This window comes from Tessaracoccus terricola, from assembly GCF_054776555.1.
In genome coordinates this window covers 709,543-729,877 of the sequence record NZ_BAAHBS010000005.1, presented here as the reverse complement: position 1 = coordinate 729,877, position 20,335 = coordinate 709,543, and the positions used below count along the sequence as shown (strand labels likewise).

Below are 20,335 nucleotides of genomic sequence, written 5' to 3'. Positions count from 1 at the left end.
CGAGGCCCTTCGCGTGGCACGTTCAGATGGGCTAGTTTCACAGCACCGCACCGGAGCAGGCCTGGGCCCATACCTATGAAAGGGGTGACCAGTGGGATCAACCATGCAGGACGTGGCACGGCTCGCCGGCGTCTCCATCAAGACCGTTTCCAACGTGATCAATGACTACCCGCACGTTCGCGACGTCACCCGCAACCGCGTGCTGGACGCCATCACGAAGCTCGACTACCGGCCGAACCTCTCGGCCCGCGGACTGAGGTCCGGGCGCACCGGGTTCATCAGCCTGGTCATCCCGGCCATCCGCGAGAACTACTTCGCGGAACTGGCCCACGCCGTCATCCGCGAGGCCGACAAGCACGGGATATGGGTCGTGGTGGAGGAGACCGGCGGGGAGCGCCACGCGGAGTTGCAGGCCGTCTCCGGGACCGGACGCCCACACTTCGTCGACGGCATCCTGTTCAACCCGGTTGGGCTGAACCCGTCCGACGTCGGCTCCTTCGACCGCAGTGTCCCCATGGTGCTCCTCGGCGAGCGGATCTTCGGCGGACCGACGGACCACGTCGCCATCGAGAACATCAGCGCCGCGAAGGCAGCCGTCGAGCACCTGATCCGGGCCGGGCGAAGCCGGGTGGCCGTGGTGGGGGCGAGCCTGGACGGGCTCGACGAGATGGGGTCTGCGGGCCTGCGCCTCCAGGGTTACTGCCAGGCGCTGAAGGAAGCCGGAATCCCGCTGGACCCCGACCTGGTCCGGCCCAGTGGCCCCTGGAACCGGGAGGCGGGCGCAGCGACCGTGGCCCAGCTGGTCAGCGACGGGGTGGAGTTCGACGCGGTGTTCACGCTCAACGACACCCTGGGCCTCGGGGCGCTGCGTGCGCTCGCGACCGCCGGGATCTCCGTGCCCGGGGACGTCTCCCTCATCGGCTTCGACAACATCGACGAGACTCGCTACTCGGTACCCTCCATGACCACGGTGGACCCCGGCCGCAGCTCGATCGCCGCGACCGCAGTCGCGCTGCTGGTGGAGCGGATCTCCGGCAAGAGCGGGGACACGCCCCCTCGCACCATTCGTTCCTCGTTCCAGATCGTCGAGAGGGAGTCGACGGCCCCGGTCACGTAGGGCAGCCTCCACGCGGCCGCTGCGAGAGGCTCCCCTCGCGGCGGCGACGCAATCGGGCGGCCGGAAATACGACTGCATCCCGACCGCCCGATGAATTCGGTTGGGCCCGGTTACTGCCCGAACTCAGCCGATCTCGTTCTCCAGGTCACTCTGCGCCTGGTCGAGGGCCTCCTGCACGGGGACCCCGTTCTCGTAGATCTCGTTCAGCGTCACGGTCCGGAACCAGTTGTCCACCGCGGGCAGGTTCGGGTTCGAGAAGGACTCGAAGTGCCCGATTCCGTCCTTCACGGAGTTCAGGACGTCGAACAGGTTCGTGGTGAAGTACTGGTTGAACTTGTTGTCGGGGTTGTGCGTGACGGCCTCATCCTCCCAGACGGACATGTTCACGGGATCGAACCCGAGCACCTCCCAGACTGCGACGTTGGCCGGCAGCGAGAGCTTGGCGAAGGCCAGGAACTCGGAGGCCAGCTCGAGGTTCGGGGACGACGCCGCCACCGCGGTCCCCGTTCCACCGCCACCGATGGTGAGGATGTCCGAGCCCTCGACCTGGGGGGCCGGCGCGATCGCGATCTTACCTGCCAGGTCCGGCATGTAGTCGACGAACCTGGAGGTGTACCAGGCCGGGTAGACGACGGCCGCGACGTCGCCGTTGTTGATGACGCCGAATGCCTCCTCGTCGTCCGGGCTTCCGCCGGCGATCGGCGTGATGGCCCCCGCCTGCTCCATGTCGGCGAGGATCTCCATCGCCTCCACGGCGGTGGGGTTGTTCACCGAGACGTCACCCATGCCGTTGTCGGTGAACACCTGTCCGCCGCTCTGGGCGATCACCAGCGGCTCGACGAACCAGACACCAGTGTTGGCCGTGCCGAAGGCCTTGCCGGTCGCATCGTGGTACTTGACGCCCGCCTCCTTGAAGTCACTCCAGGTCTCGATCGTGGTGTAGTCGATGCCCTGCGCCTCGAGCAGCTCTTCGTTGTAGAAGGCGACGAACGCGCCCACGTGCGTCGGGAACCCGTAGATCTTGTCGTTCCTGCTGTAGAGGTCGAGCCGGGCCTGGACGACCTCGTCGAGGTACGGCGCCGCCGCTGCACTGAGGTCAGCCAGTGGCGGGTTGTCACCCTTGACGAAGTTGGAGAACTTGTTGACCTCGATGTCCACCAGGTCGGGCATGCCCTCGCCCGAGTTGGCCGCCAGGAGCAGCTTGTCGTGCATGTCCTGGTACGGGTAAACGGTGATCTCGAGGTCGATCGCCTTGTCCGGGTTCTCCTCGTTCCACTGGACGGCCATCTCGTCGTAGACGGCGGCGTGCAGCTCCGCGAAGACCCACATGCTCAGCTTCGTGGCGTCCTCGGGCGCCGGGGCGCCGGTCACGACTTCCCCCTCGGCGGGGGACGTCTCGCCCCCGGTGCCAGTTCCGCCGCTTCCGCATGCCGCCAACGCGGTGATGGATAGGCCGAGTGCAGCCATTGCAGCTGCGAATCTCTTGATTCTCATTTGGTCCACTCCTTTGTGTTTGTGGTTTGTGGTGGCTGGTGGTGCCTAGCCCTTGAGGGAGCCGGCTGTCATTCCTTGGATGAAGAACCTCTGGAATGCGAGGAACAGCAGCAAGATCGGGACCAGCGAGAAGAAGGATCCGATGATGAGCAGTTCGTAGTTGTTCCCGTAGGGCGTCAGCAGGGTGTTGAGGCCGATCGGGAGGGTGAACTTCTCGGCGGAGCGCAGGACCAGGAGAGGCCACAGGAAGTTGTTCCACACCATCATTCCGTTCAGGATCCCCATGGCGGCGAAGGCGGGCTTCGAGATGGGGACGACGATCCGGAAGAAGATGCCGAACTCGGACACGCCGTCCATGCGGCCGGCCTCCAGGAGTTCACGCGGGATGCCGATGAAGTACTGGCGGAAGAAGAAGATGGTGATCGCTGCGGCGAGGAAGGGAAGCACCACGATCCAGTACTGGTCCGCGGCGCCGAACGTGTTCACCTGCACGTAGAGCGGGAGCATGAGCATCTCGAACGGGATGGTCATCATGACCAGCACCAGGATGAAGCTGAGGTTCTTGCCGCGGAAGTCGTACATCGCGAAGCCGTAGGCGACGAATGAGCTGACGAGCAGGGTGCCCGCCACCTGCACCACCGTCAGCACCAGGCTGTTCCAGAACCACCGGAAGTACAGCCCCGAGTTGGTGAAGAGCATCACGTAGTTGTCGAAGCTCAACTCGGTTGGGTCCACGACGAACGAGATGCCGTTGCGGATGATCTCGCCGCCGTCCTGGAAGGTGCCGATGACGATGGCTGCGATGGGAACCAGGGAGATCAGCGCGATGACCACGAGGAACGTGCCCTGGATGAAAGCAGCGAGTCGGTGGCGCGGAGCCTTCCGGGTCACCTCTTCCGCCCCGTCGGGAATCCGACTCGACTTCACTTCGGTCTGCATGTCAGGCCTCCTTCTTGAAGGTGCCGGAGGCTGTCAGTTGGGTCAGGTTGATCGCCAGCACGAGCACGAGGAGCACGACTCCCACCGCGGACGCGAAGCCCAGGTCGTTCTCCTGGATCCCCTTGCGGTACAGGTAGCCGACGATGGTGAGGCCCTGGTTGTTCGGCGACAGGTTTCCGGCGTAGAGCATGAAGCTCTCGAGGAACATCGCCAGGCCGCCGTAGATGCTGATCGTGAACACGTAGACGATGGTCGGCTTGAGCCCGGGAAGGGTCACGAAGAAGAACTTCTGGACGGCGTTGGCACCGTCGATCGATGCCGCCTCGTAGTGCTCCTCGGGGATGGCCTGCAGGCCGGCCAGGAAGTACATGGTGTTCACACCGGTCCAGCGCCACAGGGCCAGCAGCAGCAACGCGGCGAGGCCCGTCAGGTCGTGCCGAAGCCACCGGACCGGACCGAACCCGAAGAAGTCGGCGATCTGGTTCATCATGCCCGTCGAGCTCTCGGCGAACATGAGCCGGAAGATGATGCCCGCCACGACGACGGAGGTCAGGGCCGGGACGAACAGCGACGACTTGAAGAAGTTCTTCAGTTTCGGGCTGCCGATCTTGGTGTTGATGACCACCGCCAGCAGCATCGGGATGGGGACCAGCAGCAGGAGGGTCAGCACCATGTAGCGGATGCTGTTGAACATCGCGGTCCAGAAGACCCGGTCCCCCCAGAGCTTCTCGTAGTTCCTCGTACCGATGAAGGTGGCCTGACCGTAGAGCACCTCCTGGAAGCTCATCACGACCGACTGCGCCACCGGATACAGCCAGAAGACCACCAGCGTCACCATGAATGGCGCGATGAAGAGGTACGGGGCGAGGCGTTTCGAATACAGGAGCCTCGTCATGTGGTGGCCTCCTCCGTTGCCGGGTCACTGACTCCCGTGTCAGCGATCGTTGTTCAAGAACCACGTCGACGTGCTCTTGGTAATCGTTGTAAATTCTCTAATGGTTCGACTACGAAACGAAACGATAGCTGGCCCGATGTTCCCGGTCAACCACTCTTGGAAGATCGCAACGAAATCGAGACCCGGACAACATTTGGCGACAGTTCCATCGTGGGAACTCTCGGCCGGGTGCGGCCCGGTTGGCAGAGGGCCCGGTGACCAGCCCTCGAATGCAAGCGGTTCTCGATGCCCTTGAGAGCCGCTCTTCAGGCGTGATGCGGCGGCCTGTCACGCCCACCCCCGAACCCCCGCGTCCCGGTCTGGGAGAATGCTGGGCGTGAGACCGTCCACCCCCTCCCCCGGCGCGCACGGGCACCGCTTCGACCTGCGGCGCATCGGCGACGGGCTCGTGGTGCCGCAGGCCCACGACGAACTCGTCCGAGCCGCAGCCGCCGGGGCGTTCGTCGTGACGGCCCCTCCGGGAACGGGCAAGAGCACCTACGTCCCGCCCCTGCTCGCGAACCACGTGGCGAGCACAGGGAAGGTCTTGGTCACCCAGCCCCGCCGGGTGGCGGTTCGGGCGGCAGCGCGCCGCATCGCCCAGCTCGACGGGATCCCGCTCGGCGGACCGGTCGGCTTCACGGTCCGCGGCGAGCGCACGGTGGGCCCGGACACCCGGATCGAGGTGCTGACGCCGGGGGTGCTGCTGCGTCGCCTGCTGTCGGACCCCGCGCTCGAGGGTGTCGACGCCGTGGTCCTCGACGAGGTGCACGAGCGCTCCCTCGACGGCGACCTCCTGCTCGGAATGCTGGCCGAGGTCCGGACGCTGCGCGAGGACCTCCTGCTCGTGGCCATGTCCGCCACGCTGGACGCAGCGGCGGTGGCCACGCTCCTCGGTGGCGGCACGCCCACCCCGGTGGTCGACGTCCCCGCGGCCCTCCACCCTCTCGCCCTGGAGTACCGTCCCGCCGCCGCCCCGCGCCTGGACGCCCGGGGCCTCACCCGGGAGTTCATCGCCCACGTGGCTGAGGTCGCCGCCACCGCCCAGGCCGCCGACGGCGTGGACGCGCTGGTGTTCCTGCCGTCGGCCCGCGACGTGGACGCGGTGGTCCGCGAGCTGCGCGAACGCACCGGCACGGCCGAGGTGCTGCCTCTGCACGGGCGGCTCCCCGCCCGGGAGCAGGACCGGGCCACGCAGGGCCGCACGTCCGCCACCGAGGCGCCGCGCATCGTGGTCAGCACCGCCCTCGCGGAGAGCTCCCTCACCGTCCCCGGCGTCCACCTCGTCGTCGACGCCGGCCTGTCCCGCGAGGTGAGGCGGGATCGGGCCCGGGACATGACCGGCCTGGTCACCGTCAGCGCCTCCCGGCACAGCGTCGACCAACGGGCCGGGCGCGCGGCCAGGCAGGGCCCGGGCCGGGCCGTCCGCCTGTTCACCGAGGACGAGTACGCGCGGCTGAACGCATCCGCCCCGCCCGAGATCTCGTCTGCTGACCTGGTGGACACCACCCTGCTGATGGGCGTCTGGGGCGCACCCGCCGGCGCCGGCCTCGAACTGCTCACTCCCCCGCCGGAGGACTCCGTGCGACGCGCCGTCGAGGTGCTGCGCTCCCTGGACCTGACCGACGGCGACGGGCGGCCCACCCCGCTGGGGCGACGGGTGGCCGGACTCCCGATCGGTGCGCGCGAGACCCGCGCCCTCCTGGCGGGCGCCGAGATGCTGGGCGACCCCCGGGCCGCGGCCGAGGTGGTGGCCGCCATCTCCGACGACCACCGCGACCCCGACGCCGACCTCCCCCGCCTACTCCGGGACCTCCGCGCCGGCCGAGCGCCGGGCACGTCCCGCTGGCGACGAGAGGTGAAGCGCCTCACCCGGATCGCAGCCTCCCAGCCGCACCCCCAACCCCCGGGTGAGCAGCCCCGGCGAGGAACGAGCCAGGGCGTCGTCGAAACCACCCGGCACCCGCAGGCGGGCTCCACCACGGGGGAATCGGCGGGCCTCGTGGTTGCGTTGGGCCGACCGGAGTGGATCGCCCGCCGCACAGCCGACCACTCCCGCACCTACCTGCTGGCCAGCGGCACCCGCGCCGCGCTCCCGGAGGGCAGTGGGCTGCGGAACTCGCAGTGGCTGGCGGTGCACGAGGTGCAGCGCGCGGAGGGTCGCGTCGCCGATGGGACGGGTGCGGTGATCCGCATGGCCGCACCGCTCACCCAGGACGAGGCCCTGGACATCGGCGCCGGCCTCTTGACGGAGGTGCGCTCCGCCCGGATGGTGGAGGGCAGGGTGCGGGTCCGCTCGGAGCGACGACTTGGCCAGATCATCCTGGCCTCCACCCCGGTCTCGCCGGAGCCCCGCGACGTCGCCCCGGCGTTCGCCACCCACCTCCGCGAGCACAGCGTCGGCGTCCTGGACTGGCGGGCCTCCGCCGAGTCGCTGCGGGCGCGGTTGGCGCTGGTGCACCGCGAACTCGGCCCACCCTGGCCCGCGATGGACGACGACTCCCTGCTCAGCACGCTGGACGAGTGGCTCGGGCCGGACCTGGCGGGGCTCGGCCCCACGTCGTCGCTGCGCGGCATCGACGTCACCACCGCACTGCGCCGCCTGCTGCCATGGCCCGAGGCGAGTCGGCTGGCCGAACTCGTGCCCGAGCGCCTCGCGGTTCCCTCCGGCACGAACGTGCGGATCGACTACCCCGCGGACGGCGACGGCCCTCCGGTGGTGGCGGTCAAACTGCAGGAGGTCTTCGGCCTGGCCACCACACCGCGGCTGGTGGACGGACGCGTCCCGGTGCTGTTCCACCTGCTCTCCCCCGCACACCGCCCGCTGGCCGTGACCGCGGACCTGGAGTCGTTCTGGAACGGCCCCTACCGCCAGGTGCGCTCCGAGATGCGCGGCCGCTACCCCAAGCACCCCTGGCCCGAGGACCCGTGGACGGCCCCCGCAACCGCACGCACGAAGCGGCGGGCGGCAGACTCCGGGCAAGCATGACAGAATTGTTTCAGTGCAGCCCAAACGCAGAAGTGAAGGACTCCGATGAGCAATCCCACCCCCAGCACCGCCGTGGTCAACCTCGACGTCCCCGGCCCCAGGATCAGCCGGCACGTCTACGGCCACTTCGCCGAGCACCTGGGGCACTGCATCTACGACGGGATCTTCGTCGGCGAGGACTCCACGGTCCCGAACGTCCGCGGCATCCGCACCGACGTCGTGGAGGCGCTGCGGGCCATCGACATCCCCAACCTGCGGTGGCCGGGCGGCTGCTTCGCCGACGAGTACCACTGGCGTGACGGCGTCGGCCCCCGCTCGGAGCGTCCCACCGTGGTCAACACCCACTGGGGCGACGTCGTCGAGGACAACTCGTTCGGCACCCACGAGTTCATGGACCTGTGCGAACAGCTCGGCACCGACCCCTACATCTGCGGCAACGTCGGCTCCGGCACCGTGCGCGAGATGGCCGACTGGGTGGAGTACCTCACCCGCTCCGGCTCGGCGCCGATGTCCGAGCTCCGCCGCGCCAACGGCCGCGACGAGCCCTGGAAGGTGCCGTTCTGGGGGATCGGGAACGAGTCCTGGGGCTGCGGCGGCAACATGCGCGCCGAGTACTACGCGGACCTCGCGCGCCAGTACTCCACCTACTGCCGTGAGCACGACGGCAACAAGCTGTACAAGATCGCCGGTGGCGCCAACATCGACGACTACCACTGGACCGAGACGCTCATGAAGACGGTCGGGGACCTGGGCTGCGGCTGCAACCCGCACCACTTCTTCGACGCCATCTCGCTGCACTACTACACCTACCCCGGTGAGTGGGAGCCAAAGCAGAGCGCCACCGACTTCGATGCCGAGACCTACTACGACACCATGCGCTCCGCTTGGCAAGTCGACGAGCTGCTGACCCGACATGGCAACGTGATGGACGTCTATGACCCGAGCAAGCGCATCGGCCTGGTGCTCGACGAGTGGGGCACCTGGTTCGCCGTCGAGCCCGGCACAAACCCCGGCTTCCTGTACCAGCAGAACACGATGCGCGACGCGCTGGTGGCGTCGGTCCACTTCGACTCGTTCCACCGACACGCGGACCGCTTGGTCATGGCCAATATCGCCCAGACTGTCAACGTCCTGCAGGCCGTCCTCCTCACCGACGGGGACACGCTCATCAAGACTCCCACCTACCACGTGTTCGAGATGAACAAGGGCCACCAGGATGCGCAACTGCTCCGGCTGAGCTGGATCGGCGGGGCCCTGCCCACCCGGACCGTAGGCAACCGCGAGATCCCGCTGGTCTCGGGGTCCGCCTCCACGAAGGCTGGCCGAGCGCTGATCTCGTTGAGCAACCTCGACCTCGAAGCCAGCCACGAGGTCATCGTCGACCTGCGTGGCCACCGCGTCACCGACGTGGCCGGCCGCATCCTCACCGCAGGCGCCGTCCACGCACACAACACCGCAGACCAGCCCGACGCCGTCGTCCCAAGAAGCTTCGACGTCGCCAATATCACCGACGGACGACTCGCCATCGAATTGCCCGCCCACAGCCTTGTCACCCTGGAGCTGACGCTGGGCTGACCACCCACCCTTCTCAATCCCCCTAGGAGCAACAATGATGTCGCCTGCCTCACGTCGGACCAGGGCCCTGGTGGCCCTGGCAGTCGGGGTCTCCCTCGTCGGGGCCACCCCCGCCGATGCCCGCCCGCCCGTGCCGCCCCAACCCCCTGCACCGGAGGTCTCCGATGCGACGGTGCACGATCCCGACCACATCGCGGTCGACGGCGTCCACTACGTCTTCGGCTCGCACCTACAGGTGGCTCGGAGCGACGACCTCGTCGCCTGGGAACAGGTGGCCGCGGGCGTCAACGCCGCCAACCCGATCTTCGAGGACGTCACCGAGGAGTTGTCCGAGGCCCTCGAGTGGGCGGAGACCGACTCCCTTTGGGCGCCCGACGTCACGCAACTTCCAGACGGGCGCTTCGCCATGTACTACAACGCCTGCCGGGGAGACTCACCGCGCTCCGCGATGGGACTCGCCGTCGCCGACGACGTGACGGGTCCCTACGAGGACCAGGGCATCTTCCTGAAGTCGGGGATGTGGGACCAGGAGAGCGAGGACGGCACTGTCTACGACGCCCGGGTCCACCCCAACGTCGTCGACCCCGACGTGTTCACCGACACCGACGGTCGCTGGTGGATGGTCTACGGCAGTTTCTCCGGCGGCATCTTCATCCTCGAGCTGGACCCTGTCACCGGCTTCCCGCTGCGCGACCAAGGCTACGGCAACCACCTGTGGGGCGGCAACCACGCCCGCATCGAGGGCCCCGCAGTTCACTACGACCCCGAGCAGGGCTACTACTACCTGTTCGTCACCTACGGCGGCCTCGACGCCAACGGCGGCTACAACGTGCGCGTCGCCCGCTCCACCGAGCCCGACGGACCGTACCTGGACATGGCCGGCCGCAGCATGGCCGACGTTGCGGCGGACCCGAGCAAGCCGCTGTTCGACGACGCGAGCATCGCCGAGAGCGCCGTGAAGCTGATGGGCAACCACGAGTTCACGCGCCTGCCCGGAGACCCGGGCGAGGGTCACGGCATCGGCTAGGTCTCCCCCGGCGGCAGCTCCCCCATCAGCGTGGACGGGCGGGACTACCTGGTCTTCCACACCCGTTTCCCCGGTCAGGGTGAAATCCACCAGGTCCGGGTCCACGAGATGTTCCTCGACGCCGACGGCTGGCCGGTGGTCGCGCCGCTGCGCTACGGCGGGGACTCGCACCGCACCTCCAAGCGACACGACGTCGTCGGCACGTGGGCGGTCGTGGACCACGCCCCCAAGGACATCGACATCGACGTCCACGGCGCCCTCGAGGTCACCCTCACCCAGCAGGGCCTCGTCACTGGCGCCCTGACCGGGACGTGGGAGCGCGACGGCACTGACCGCATCGTGCTGGACCTCGACGGCGACAAGGTCACGGCGGAACTCTCGCGCCAGTTCGACCCGAACCGAGGCGAATGGGTATGGACCTTCACCGGCCTGCAGTCCGACGGTGCGGCACTCTGGGGGGTTCGCACCGAGCAGGTCAGCCCGCAGGAGGCTGTCGACCGGGTGGCCGCCGACCTTTCCGTTCCGCAGACCACGGCCACCGACCTGGACCTGCCCCGTCTGGGCTCGCAGGAATCGGTGATCACCTGGGCGAGCACCCTGCCCGAGGTGATCTCCCCCGACGGCGAGGTCACCCGACCCGAGCGGGGCGAGCCCGACGCCGTCGTCACGCTGAGTGCCACAATCGCCAACGGGGACGCCACCGCCGAGGTGGCGTTCGCGGTCACCGTGCCCGCCCGCGCCGGCACCGGTCTCGTGGCCCACTACGCCTTCGACGGTGACCTGACGAGCCCACAGACGGCATCCGGCACGGTCACGGGCCCTCTGATCGACGCCCCCGGCGGCCAGATCAGCTACGCCGAGGGAGTCGCAGGGCAAGCCGCAGTGTTCGATGGCGCCTCCGGCGTGCGACTGCCGGACGGAACGGTGCACGGACCGACGTGGTCGGTGTCGCTGTGGCTGAACCCGAGTGCGGCAACGCAGCACACCACCACCTTCTTCGCGGCCCAGAGCGCTACGTCGTGGGTGAGCCTCGTGCCACGAGGGCCGGGAAGCATGGACTCGATGGTGTGGTCGGGGACCCAGTGGTACGACGCGAGCTTCGGCCGCCAGATCCCCACCGGTGAGTGGACCCACGTCGCGTTCACGGTTGACGCCGGCGACATCGTCGCGTGGATCGACGGCGAGCGTGTGCATGAAAGCAGCGGGTTCCCCGACGTCCTCAAGGATCCCTCCGCGGTGTTCGCTCTCGGCGTGAACTGGTGGGACGTCCCGTACCAAGGACTGTTGGACGACCTGCGGGTCTTCGACGTCGTCCTGACCGACGCAGACGTCGCGGGGTTGGCCGGGAGGTGAATGGACCCGGACGGGAGGATGAGAGTCCTGTACTGCGCCGGGCCGACGTCAGGGGCAACGCGATGTCCGGAGGTGCGTCTTGAGTGGCCTAACCACCATGGCCCAGGACACGACCGCCCTCAGTGGCAGCCTGAGGTGGCTCTGCCTTCGCACGGATGTCAGATGTCGTGACCGCGGAGCTCGTCAGGAGCATGAGAGCGCCAACTGAGATCGCGAGGGCGGAGACGGCTGCGCCCTCGAGCGCGAGGGGATGCTCGAAACACCGGAAATCGGTGGTCCCGTTGGGGAAGAACGTGCCGTCGAGGCAATCCACGACCCTCCGCTGCAGCAGCATCGCAAGGCCTGTGATGAGGCCGATGATGGCTGACGAAAGGCCCACCCAAGTCACTGCGCGGACGACCCGAGGTGTCAACGCCAGCCCACCGGCTGCAGGGCTCGCGGCCGTCTTGGCGTCACTCATGCGCGGACGCTAGCACGCAGGGGCGAGGGGCGAGCATCAAACGGTCGTCCTGACGGGTTGGGCACGATGGCATCCTTCCAGACCCACCCCACGGTTGGGGGCAAGCCAGATCAGATGTCACCTACTCGTGCAGCAGACCCGAGGGACTCAACTTGGCCGTGTGTGGCAGTCATGGGGTCTCCATGGGTTCGAACGCTCGGGGGAGAAACTACCGTGCGGGTGGCGCGACGTGCTGGCGCACCACCCGCGATGACTCACTTCACGGAGCCGCGTGTCACACCGGAGATCACCCAACGCTGTGAGAACACGTAGACCAGCATCAGGGGGGCCATTGCCATCAAGTAGGAAGCGAAGGCGACCGTGTAGTCGGTGTTGAACTGTCCCTGGAATACGTAGTTGGCCAAGGGCAGTGTGCGCGCCGAAGGGTCGGTGAGGATCACCAGGGGCAGGATGAAGTCGTTCCAGGCCCAGACGCAAGTCAGGATGCCGACGGTGGCGTTCATAGGGGAAAGGAGCGGGAAGATCACCTTCCAGAACACCCCCCAGGTGGAGGCGCCGTCCATCCGTGCGGCCTCTTCCAGTTCGATGGGGATGGAGCGGATGTAGGCGGTGTAGATGAACACGTTGAGGCTGAGGCCAAACACCGTGTAGAGGATGATCATCCCCACCTGGTTGTCGAGGTGGAGCATGCCTGTCTGCTTGACCACAGGCAGCATGATGATGGGGAACGGGATGAACAGGGCCGCCAAGAGGTAGAAGTAGACGCCCTTGAAGAACCGCCGGTGCATGTTCCTGGCCAAGGCGTAGGCCACCAGAGAGTTCGTCAGGAGTGTGAACACGACGGCGAACACAGTGATTATTCCGGTGTTGGTCAGTGCCTGCGGGAAGTTGGTGCGCTCCCAAGCATCGGCGAAGTTCTCCCAACGCACGGCGGTGGGCCACTCGAATCCGGTACCGGTGGTCAGCTGGTCCGGGGTCTTCAGCGCGACCACCACGGCCAGGTACAGCGGTACCAGCACCGTGAGGGAGCAGACGGCGATGAAGGCGGTGACCCACCAGTTGGTGCGGCGGGTGTCATCGTCGCCCTCCTTGGCCTTGCGGGGGCGGCGGTGGGTGGTGGGGTTCTGTGTTGAGGTGCTCATCAGAAGTCCGCCTCTCGGCTCTGGAGGAATCGGAACTGAACCAGCGAGATCACGGTGATAACGATGAAGAAGATCACAGCGTTCGCGGTCTGGTAGGCAAATTCTCCGCCAGAGAAGCCACCCTTGAAGATCAGTAGTGTGACGGACTCGGTCGCGGTGCCCGGGCCCCCATTGGTGAGTGCGACGATATGGTCGAACACTTGCAGGAAGCCCTTCAGGCTCAACACCATGTTGATGGTGAAGAACGCTCCGATGAGGGGAAAGGTGATGGAGCGGAACTGGTGCCACGCCGAAGCACCATCGAGTGAGGCCGCCTCGTAGAGTTCCTGGGGGATCGTCTGCAGCCCCGCCAGGTAGATGATGATGGCGAAGGCGCAGGCCTGCCACACTGCCAGCACCACGATGGCCGTCCATGCCCAGTCGGGGTTGGTCAGAATGTTGTCCCGAAACACCGGGATGCTGGAGAGGATCTTGGGCAACGAGTTGGAGAACATGTACTGGAACACGTAGCCGACGATGAGGATCGCGAGCACGTACGGGATGAAGAACACTCCGCGGAAGAAGTTCCTGCCCACGATCTTGGCGTTCAGCCCCATGGCAATCAGCAGGGCGATGACGTTGGTGAGGATGGTGGCCACGACCGCAAACCCGAATGAGAAGAGATACGCGTGGATGGCACGGTCGTCGCGGAAAAGGTTGGCGAAGTTGGAAAGGCCGATGAACTTCCAGTCGCCGTAGCCTGCGTAGTTCGTGAAGCTGAAGAACACACCGGCGAGTACCGGAAGGGTATGGAAGAAGGCGAATGCCACAACGGCTGGCACGACCATCCAGTAGAAGGCGGTAATGGGTGCGCCACCGATACCGAACGAAGACTTCTTGCGGGGTTGGGCGGCGGCGACGGGTGGTCGCTGCGTGACTTGCGTGGTGGTCATGTCAGTCTCCCTTAATCGTGCGCGCGGCCACCTTGCGCCACTCGTTGTCGAGAGTGGCAAGGGCTGATGGGATGTCTCCGGTGAATAGTGCCTGTTGCACGGTCGCGTCGAGCGGGATGCTGGAGGGAACCTGGTGGTCGATGAACCCTGCGATGCGGCCGTCATCAAAGTACGGTTTCACCGACTGCAGTGCCGCACTGTCGCCGAGTTCGGCCCCGATGACGGAGGGCACCATGTTCTGTGACGCTGCCAACTCGGCGATCACGTCCTTCTCGAACATGAAGTGCACGAACCGCAGCGCCTCCTCGAGGTGTGGAGTGTCCTTGGCGATGGTCACGGTGACATCGACGCCCGTGACCAGGAGACGGTCCTCGGGGACGTCGCTGAGTGCTGGGTACGGGAAGATCGCCGCTTGAATGTCCGGGTTGATGGCCTGGATGGGTGCCAGCGCCCAGATGCCCTGCATGTACATGGCTACTTCCCCACGTGCGAAGGCGGCGTTGCCGTCATCGTAGGTCTTGCCCCGGTACCCTTCCTGGGCGTAGTCGTACAGCGCGGCTTGTCGCTGGAGTACCTCGGGGAAGTTCTTCTGGAAGGACACGGCGGAGTCGGGGCCGATGTCGCTGCCTTGTGCTCTCATCTTGTCGAAGAACCCGTCCTGGGCGGCGTAGGCGCCGATGGCGTTGAAGGACGGCAGCACCGTCCATGAGTCAGCCAAGGTGCCGTAGAACGGTGTGATCCCGGCGGCCTTCAGCTGATCGCAGACGGCGAACAACTCCTCCCAAGTCTCAGGGATCTCCAGCCCCTGTTCCTCGAAAATTTTGGTGTTGTAGAGGATGCCGTTGGCGTTGTTGATGTAGCCCAGCGAATTCACCTCGCCCTCCTTGTTGCCAAGGTCAGCCAAGATCTCCTGCACTGCGGGGTTGATGGTTTCCAACACTGGGTCACCTGTGAAGTCGTGGAAGACGCCAGCCGCGGCCAGCTTCCCGAACCCCCCGTTGGCGTTCAGCGTCATGACGTCGGGCGCCCGGTCCTTGACCAGCAGTGTGCGGATCGTGGTGTCGGCGTCGGCCACCTGGTTCTGGACGACGCGAATGTCCGGGTTGGCGGCCTCGAACTCGTCGATGATGGTCGCGAACTGTTGCTGCGCTTCGCCCTTGAACTGAAGGAAGCTCAGCGTCACCACGCCCTCATCGTTGTCCGGTGAACAACCCGCCAGGGCGATGGCCACGGCGGATGCCACCAAGACGGCGACGGCTCGATTCCTCTTCTTTAAACTTGATCTCATATTGCGCCTCCTTGCGCTCAGGGATGTGATTCAACTGGTGGGCAGGACCTCGATTATCGTGGCCTGCTGGGGGAACTGCACCGGTGGGCGCAGCCCGATGGTGGAGAGGGTGTGTCCGCTCAGGACGCTCTCCTGTTGGGCCCAGCCGAGAGGCGACTGGCCGGGTTGAGGGTCCTGCCCACCCGGGTTCACGATTCGCACACGGTAGGTCATGTTCGGCTCGAGTCCCGGCAGGGTGATGGGGGCAGGGGGATAGGTGATGGTGGTGGTTACCTGCGTCACGGTGTAGAGGGCGTGTGAACCGTCAGCTGCGACCATGCCTCGCACGTCGAGGCCGGTGTCGGTGCCGTCGCCGAAAACGGTGCGGCCGGTGGCGACGAGGTCGCGGATGCCCTTGGCAAAAGTGACCCAGCCGGCGACCCTGGCGCGGGTGTCGTTGTCGGTCTGGGTGAGGTCCCATTCGATACCGAAGTGCCCGAACAAGGCCACGGCCGCGCTCAGATTCAGCGAGACGGTACGTCCCGTGGAGTGCACAACGGGGCTGGTCAGGTGCATCCCCATCATCTCGGGAGGTACAACGAGGCTGGTGTACTTCTGGTTCTCCAGCCGCTCCAACGGATCCAGGCAGTCACTGGTCCAAATCCGGTCGGTGCGATCCAGGATGCCCAGGTCCACCCGTGCCCCACCGGATGCGCAGCTCTCGATCTCCAGCCCGGGATGAGCCTGTTTGAGCTCATCCAGCAGGCCATACAGCGCCAGGGTGTGGGCGCGGACCATGTTCCCCCCACCGGCGCCGGATCCGGCATCGACGAGGTCCCTGTTGTGGTCCCACTTCAGATAGCTGATCGGGTATTCCTTGAGGAGGGCGTGGAGCCGATTCGCAATAAACGCACGAGCGTCAGGGTTTGCCAGGTTGAGCACCTGCTGCTGGCGGGCCGAGGGTGGAAGCTCGCGCCTGGCCTGCAACATCCAATCCGGGTTGCTGCGCGCCAAGTCGCTGTCGGGATTCACCATCTCCGGTTCCACCCACAGCCCAAACTCCATCCCGGCCGAACGCACGTGCTCCACCAGTGGGTGGAGACCGTCAGGCCAAACCTGCTCGTCCACGAACCAGTCCCCGAGCCCAGCCGTGTCGTCGCGACGCCCCTTGAACCAGCCATCGTCCAGAACGAAACGCTCGACCCCCACGGAGGCGGCGACATCGGCCAATTCGCTGAGCTTTGCGAGGTCGTGGTCGAAATAGACTGCTTCCCACGTGTTGAGGGTGATGGGGCGGGGTCGGCGGGGATGCTGGGGGCGATCGCGCCAGTCGTCGTGGAATCGATGCGAGAGCTCGCTGAGACCATCGCCCCATGAACCCACGACCCAAGGCGTGGTCATCGTCTCTCCGGGCGCCAGGATGCCCTCCCCCGGCAACAGCAGTTCACCACCCGCCAAGAATGCGTCGCCGGTGGTCACCCGCTCGGCCATGACGCGGTGGTTCCCGCTCCAGGCCACGTGGATCCCGTGGACCCTCCCGCGCTCGAAACCGAAACCGGGGCGTCCTGCCGCAAGAATCAGCGTCGCATCAGCCCCCGGGCGTCCTCGTCGGCTCTCCCGCAGATGGGTCCCGAACGTGAAGGCGTGGCGCTGCGCGGAGCGTTCCCGCAGATGCCGTCCGGTGGTTTCCAGCAGTTCTTTGGCGTCCCACGGAACGGGGAATGCGGTGTGCAGCGATGTGAGTGTGAACTCGTGCTCGGAAACGTTGCTCACAGTAATGCGCTGCTGGAACAGGCCGGAGATGCCGAGACGAAGCTCGAGGTTTGCGGTGAGTCCGGTCTCCTCGTCCGTCAGCAGTAGAGTCGCTCCGTGGTCGTCTGCGGTGACGTCCGTGACATTGAAGCGCAGCCCCGATCCCCGTGGACCGTGGCCTTCGATCCCCGGGGTCCCCAACCAGCCGTGTGCCGGTGAGGAAAGCAGTCCCAATCGAGCAGTTCGGTCCAACCCACCCGAGATCCGCTGTGGAATGTGTGCAACCACGAGGGCAGCCAACTGCTCCGGGGAATCACTGAGTTCGGGGCCCCAGTGCACAATGACTGGACCATCCAGCGCGCTGACGTGCACCACGACGCTGGTCCCGCCACGGCGGAGATGAATCAAGGATTCGGTTGGAGGCAATATGGTTGGCAGCAAGTGCGTGGCCTGAGGAATCTCCGTTGACATGAAATACTTTTATCACGGAAAAAATCAGATAGCAAGGCCTCCTAGTGATCCTGAGAGGGACAGCATGTTGACTGACAGTGAAGCCGCCCTGGCTGAAGCGGTGCTGCTGCATGGCCCGATCACCCGGCAGGCCTTGAGCGATCGGTTGGGGCTGTCCGCTGGGAGCCTGACGCGCCTGGCCAAACCATTCCTGGCCCGCGGGCTTCTGGTGGAGGTGGAAGAGATGCCAGACGGTCTGGTGGGTCGCCCCGTCAAACCCTTGGACATCGGCCATGGCCTCCCCGGCTACGCCGGGGTGAAGATCACCGGCCAAAGTGTCCACAGCGTCGCCACCGATGTGCGCGCCAACCAGCTTGCCCGTCACAACGTGGCGCTGCGCAGCCATGCCCCTGACGCCGTCGTCTCCGCGATCGTGGAATCCGTCGCTGAACTGGACGTGCCCTACATGGCCGGGGTCGGAGTGAGTCTGGGTGGCTCAGTTTCAAACGGAGTCATCGGACGTGCACCGTTCCTCGAATGGAGAGACGTTCCCCTCAGAATGATGCTGGAAGAGTCTCTCGATGTGCCGGTCTCCGTCGAAAACGATCTGGTGGCGCTAGCCGAGGCGCAACGGTGGTACGGAATGGGGAAAGGGCTGTCCGGGTTTGCGGTCATCACGATCGGCGCTGGCGTCGGGTATGCGCTAGTGGCGAACAACACGGTGACCCGCTCCCACGACGCGGGACTGGGCTTGGCTGCTCACGTACCGTTGTCGGCGGGCGGTCCGCGATGTCACGAAGGCCATACCGGGTGCGCCCAAGCCATGCTGACAGACGAGTTCATTGCGTCAGCCGCATCAACCGCACTGGCCCGTACCGTTGATCGGGACGAGGCGCTCGCACTTGCACATCACGAGCCAGCGGTACGGGCCGTGCTTGAGGACAGTGGTCAGGCGCTGGGTCGACTCATCGCACTCGCAGCAAACTTGTCGCTGCAATCTGACGTGATCCTTGCCGGCGAAGGCATCGGCCTCCTCGAACTCGTGGAGGAAACCGTACGTGCCACGATCGTCGACCACCGCGACCCGCTAGCCAGCCACGTGACCCTGCACGTGGATGACTCCGGCTTCGACGGCTGGGCGCGGGGGGCGGCCGTAGTAGCGATCCAGTCGTCCTTGAAGCGGTTTGAACTGCGTTGACCAGCCCCATCGCCGCCGTGTGCTATGACCATTGCCCAGGTCAATCGAGATCATCGACGGCCAGCACTGCCCAAGCGCGAGCGACCACTCAGGCGAACGCCTCCACGTGAGACGGGCACCAGCATCAGCCAGTGAGGAGGTTGACGGTGAAGTCAGAACCCGCCGGACCTTTCTGGGTGCTGCCGCAGGACCCGCAACAGTTCAGCCGGGGCAAGGCGTAGGAATCCCCGACCTTCTGGTCGGGGTGGAGGTCAATTCGATATGCGGTTCGACGCCGACGCTGACACCGGCGTCCTCGACAAGAAGCGGGGGCAGTTCATTGACGCTCCTGAAGTCGCTGACGCACCGCATTCCGGTACATGCGAGCCTCCGCCTGGGCATGTCACCGATGCAGAAGTGCTGGAGCAAACGTCCGTGCGGGGTCTGCGTGCTTCTGTCTGGCGCTGCGTTCAGAGTGCGTACTCGAACAGGTGGAACTGGCTCAGGTCCGTGCCCTCGTAGGCCACCGTGTGGCAGCCCAGGTCTGTGAAGCCGTGGCGCTCATAGAGCTTTCGCGCGGGGATGTTCTCGACGTAGGTATCCAGGCGGACGGCCTTGCAGCCCTGCTCGCGGGCGACCTGGAGCGTCGCATCCACGAGGTAGCGCGACACTCCCGTGCCCAGGTGGTCGGGCACGACGCCCAGAGCGTGCACGACGAGGACTTCATGCGGCTCCGCCTCGATGGTCCACGCGGCGTCTCGGTAGGCGTCCACGGCGTCGTGGTTGAACACTGTGACCCCAGCGGTCTCGCCGCCCTCATCGAGCGCGAGATAGAGCTCGCCGGCCTCGACCCAGCCGGCGACCTCCTCGGGGGTGGGGTGGTTCTCGGTGTGCCAGTGCGGGAAGTCCACGGTCTCGGCCAGGTGATCGATGATCAGCCGGTACGCCTGCTGAGCGGCGGCGGTGTCAGTCGCCCCCGCTCGTCGAAAGGTCAGAGTCATCCTCAGTGTCCTTCTATCCTCCTCTCCGACCATTGCCGTGAGAGAAACCCATCCTGATGTCGGCCCGACCGTACCGCGCCGATCTGCGCCCGAACGCGTTCCGCCGCATACCAGCTCCTGGTGATGACGCAACGGCGGAGATGCTGGCCTCAGCCGTGTGACGCGCCCGCCGAGGGGCGGTGCCGCAAAGGAGCCGCCCAGGGCTCGCCGAAGATCAACTGCGTCCGACAGTGCGCGACCTGCGGCAGCGCCAGAAGCTTGTCGATGATGAGGGTCTGCAACTCGGTGCTGTTGGCGACTGCGACGTGGACTAGGTAGTCATCGCTGCCGCTGACGTTGTAGAGGGCAAGCGTCTCCGGCAGTGCCAGCGCCTTCTGCACGAAGTCGTTGGCCGTGTCGCGGGCGTGCGGGCGGATCTGGATGCCGAGGAACGCCTGCTCGCCCTTGCCGAGCAGGCTCGGGGCCACATGCGCGCGGGTGGCGACGATGGTGCCGTTGCGGCGCATCCGCCGGATGCGCTCCAGGCAGGTGCTCGGAGCCACGCCGACCTTGGCGGCGATGTCCTTGTTCGGCATGGTCGCATCCACCTGCAGCAGTTCGAGGATCGCCCAGTCCACCGAATCGAGTTCGGGCGGTCGAGCTGATTTCCTCTGAGGTTCATACATGAAATACAGAGTAGCGAATTCTGCCCATAACCTGGTGTCCGGAACAGCCTACAGATCGGAG

At 66.1% G+C, this 20,335-nt stretch carries 16 protein-coding genes; 6 read left to right on the top strand and 10 right to left on the bottom strand.

The window, feature by feature from the left end; genetic code table 11:
* Window positions 1-91: 91 nt before the first annotated feature.
* Entirely contained in the window at window positions 92-1,117 is a 1,026-nt protein-coding gene (locus ACYU7G_RS13350; protein ID WP_461108607.1) for a LacI family DNA-binding transcriptional regulator, read from the top strand.
* 123 nt (window positions 1,118-1,240) lie between these two features.
* On the opposite strand, the gene ACYU7G_RS13345 is transcribed toward ACYU7G_RS13350, so the two are convergent.
* Genes ACYU7G_RS13345 through ACYU7G_RS13335 form a run of 3 tightly spaced genes read right to left on the bottom strand, consistent with a single transcriptional unit; the run spans window position 1,241 to window position 4,445 of the window.
* The gene (locus tag ACYU7G_RS13345; protein WP_461108605.1) at window positions 1,241-2,611 is read right to left on the bottom strand and encodes an ABC transporter substrate-binding protein; all 1,371 of its coding nucleotides are present in this window, start codon (window positions 2,609-2,611) and stop codon (window positions 1,241-1,243) included.
* 45 nt (window positions 2,612-2,656) lie between these two features.
* Window positions 2,657-3,550, bottom strand: coding sequence for a carbohydrate ABC transporter permease (locus ACYU7G_RS13340; protein ID WP_461108603.1), 894 nt, complete (start codon window positions 3,548-3,550; stop codon window positions 2,657-2,659).
* Between the two features lies 1 nt (window position 3,551).
* Window positions 3,552-4,445, bottom strand: coding sequence for a carbohydrate ABC transporter permease (locus ACYU7G_RS13335; RefSeq protein WP_461108601.1), 894 nt, complete (start codon window positions 4,443-4,445; stop codon window positions 3,552-3,554).
* 376 nt (window positions 4,446-4,821) lie between these two features.
* Here ACYU7G_RS13335 and hrpB point away from each other — a divergent pair, with 376 nt between their 5' ends.
* The 4 genes from hrpB to ACYU7G_RS13315 are packed head-to-tail and all read left to right on the top strand — an operon-like array spanning window position 4,822 to window position 11,428.
* Window positions 4,822-7,473 (top strand): ATP-dependent helicase HrpB, encoded by a 2,652-nt coding sequence (gene hrpB / locus ACYU7G_RS13330; RefSeq protein ID WP_461108598.1) that lies wholly within the window; start codon window positions 4,822-4,824, stop codon window positions 7,471-7,473.
* Window positions 7,474-7,518: 45 nt separating this feature from the next.
* A complete protein-coding gene (locus ACYU7G_RS13325) occupies window positions 7,519-9,048 on the top strand; it encodes an alpha-N-arabinofuranosidase (protein ID WP_461108596.1) in 1,530 nt (509 codons plus the stop codon).
* Window positions 9,049-9,082: 34 nt separating this feature from the next.
* Window positions 9,083-10,075, top strand: a complete 993-nt coding sequence (locus ACYU7G_RS13320; protein ID WP_461108594.1) for a family 43 glycosylhydrolase — start codon at window positions 9,083-9,085, stop codon at window positions 10,073-10,075.
* A 30-nt stretch (window positions 10,076-10,105) separates the two neighbouring features.
* The gene (locus tag ACYU7G_RS13315; RefSeq protein WP_461108592.1) at window positions 10,106-11,428 is read left to right on the top strand and encodes a LamG-like jellyroll fold domain-containing protein; all 1,323 of its coding nucleotides are present in this window, start codon (window positions 10,106-10,108) and stop codon (window positions 11,426-11,428) included.
* Window positions 11,429-11,516: 88 nt separating this feature from the next.
* Here the strand turns inward: ACYU7G_RS13315 and ACYU7G_RS13310 are convergent, their stop codons facing one another.
* The 5 genes from ACYU7G_RS13310 to ACYU7G_RS13290 all read right to left on the bottom strand — a co-directional run bounded on the left by ACYU7G_RS13310 (window position 11,517) and on the right by ACYU7G_RS13290 (window position 17,452).
* Entirely contained in the window at window positions 11,517-11,888 is a 372-nt protein-coding gene (locus tag ACYU7G_RS13310) for a hypothetical protein (RefSeq protein ID WP_461108590.1), read from the bottom strand.
* A 254-nt stretch (window positions 11,889-12,142) separates the two neighbouring features.
* Window positions 12,143-13,030 (bottom strand): carbohydrate ABC transporter permease, encoded by an 888-nt coding sequence (locus tag ACYU7G_RS13305; RefSeq protein ID WP_461108588.1) that lies wholly within the window; start codon window positions 13,028-13,030, stop codon window positions 12,143-12,145.
* Window positions 13,030-13,962, bottom strand: coding sequence for a carbohydrate ABC transporter permease (locus ACYU7G_RS13300; protein WP_461108586.1), 933 nt, complete (start codon window positions 13,960-13,962; stop codon window positions 13,030-13,032). Before ACYU7G_RS13300 ends, ACYU7G_RS13305 begins: the two co-directional genes overlap by 1 nt.
* Before the next feature lies 1 nt (window position 13,963).
* On the bottom strand, window positions 13,964-15,250 hold the full coding sequence (locus ACYU7G_RS13295) for an ABC transporter substrate-binding protein (protein WP_461108584.1): 1,287 nt from the start codon (window positions 15,248-15,250) through the stop codon (window positions 13,964-13,966).
* A gap of 30 nt (window positions 15,251-15,280) precedes the next feature.
* Window positions 15,281-17,452, bottom strand: a complete 2,172-nt coding sequence (locus ACYU7G_RS13290) for an alpha-galactosidase (RefSeq protein WP_461108582.1) — start codon at window positions 17,450-17,452, stop codon at window positions 15,281-15,283.
* A gap of 64 nt (window positions 17,453-17,516) precedes the next feature.
* Between ACYU7G_RS13290 and ACYU7G_RS13285 the strand changes: the two genes are divergently transcribed.
* Window positions 17,517-18,629 carry an ROK family transcriptional regulator gene (locus ACYU7G_RS13285; RefSeq protein ID WP_461108580.1) on the top strand — a complete coding sequence of 371 codons (1,113 nt, stop codon included), beginning with the start codon at window positions 17,517-17,519 and terminating at the stop codon, window positions 18,627-18,629.
* A 449-nt stretch (window positions 18,630-19,078) separates the two neighbouring features.
* On the opposite strand, the gene ACYU7G_RS13280 is transcribed toward ACYU7G_RS13285, so the two are convergent.
* Together ACYU7G_RS13280 and ACYU7G_RS13275 are read right to left on the bottom strand one after the other, a co-directional pair.
* The gene (locus ACYU7G_RS13280) at window positions 19,079-19,609 is read right to left on the bottom strand and encodes a GNAT family N-acetyltransferase (RefSeq protein WP_461108578.1); all 531 of its coding nucleotides are present in this window, start codon (window positions 19,607-19,609) and stop codon (window positions 19,079-19,081) included.
* A gap of 149 nt (window positions 19,610-19,758) precedes the next feature.
* Window positions 19,759-20,274: an Lrp/AsnC family transcriptional regulator gene (locus ACYU7G_RS13275; protein WP_461108576.1), complete on the bottom strand. Its 516-nt coding sequence runs from the start codon at window positions 20,272-20,274 to the stop codon at window positions 19,759-19,761.
* Window positions 20,275-20,335 lie beyond the last annotated feature (61 nt).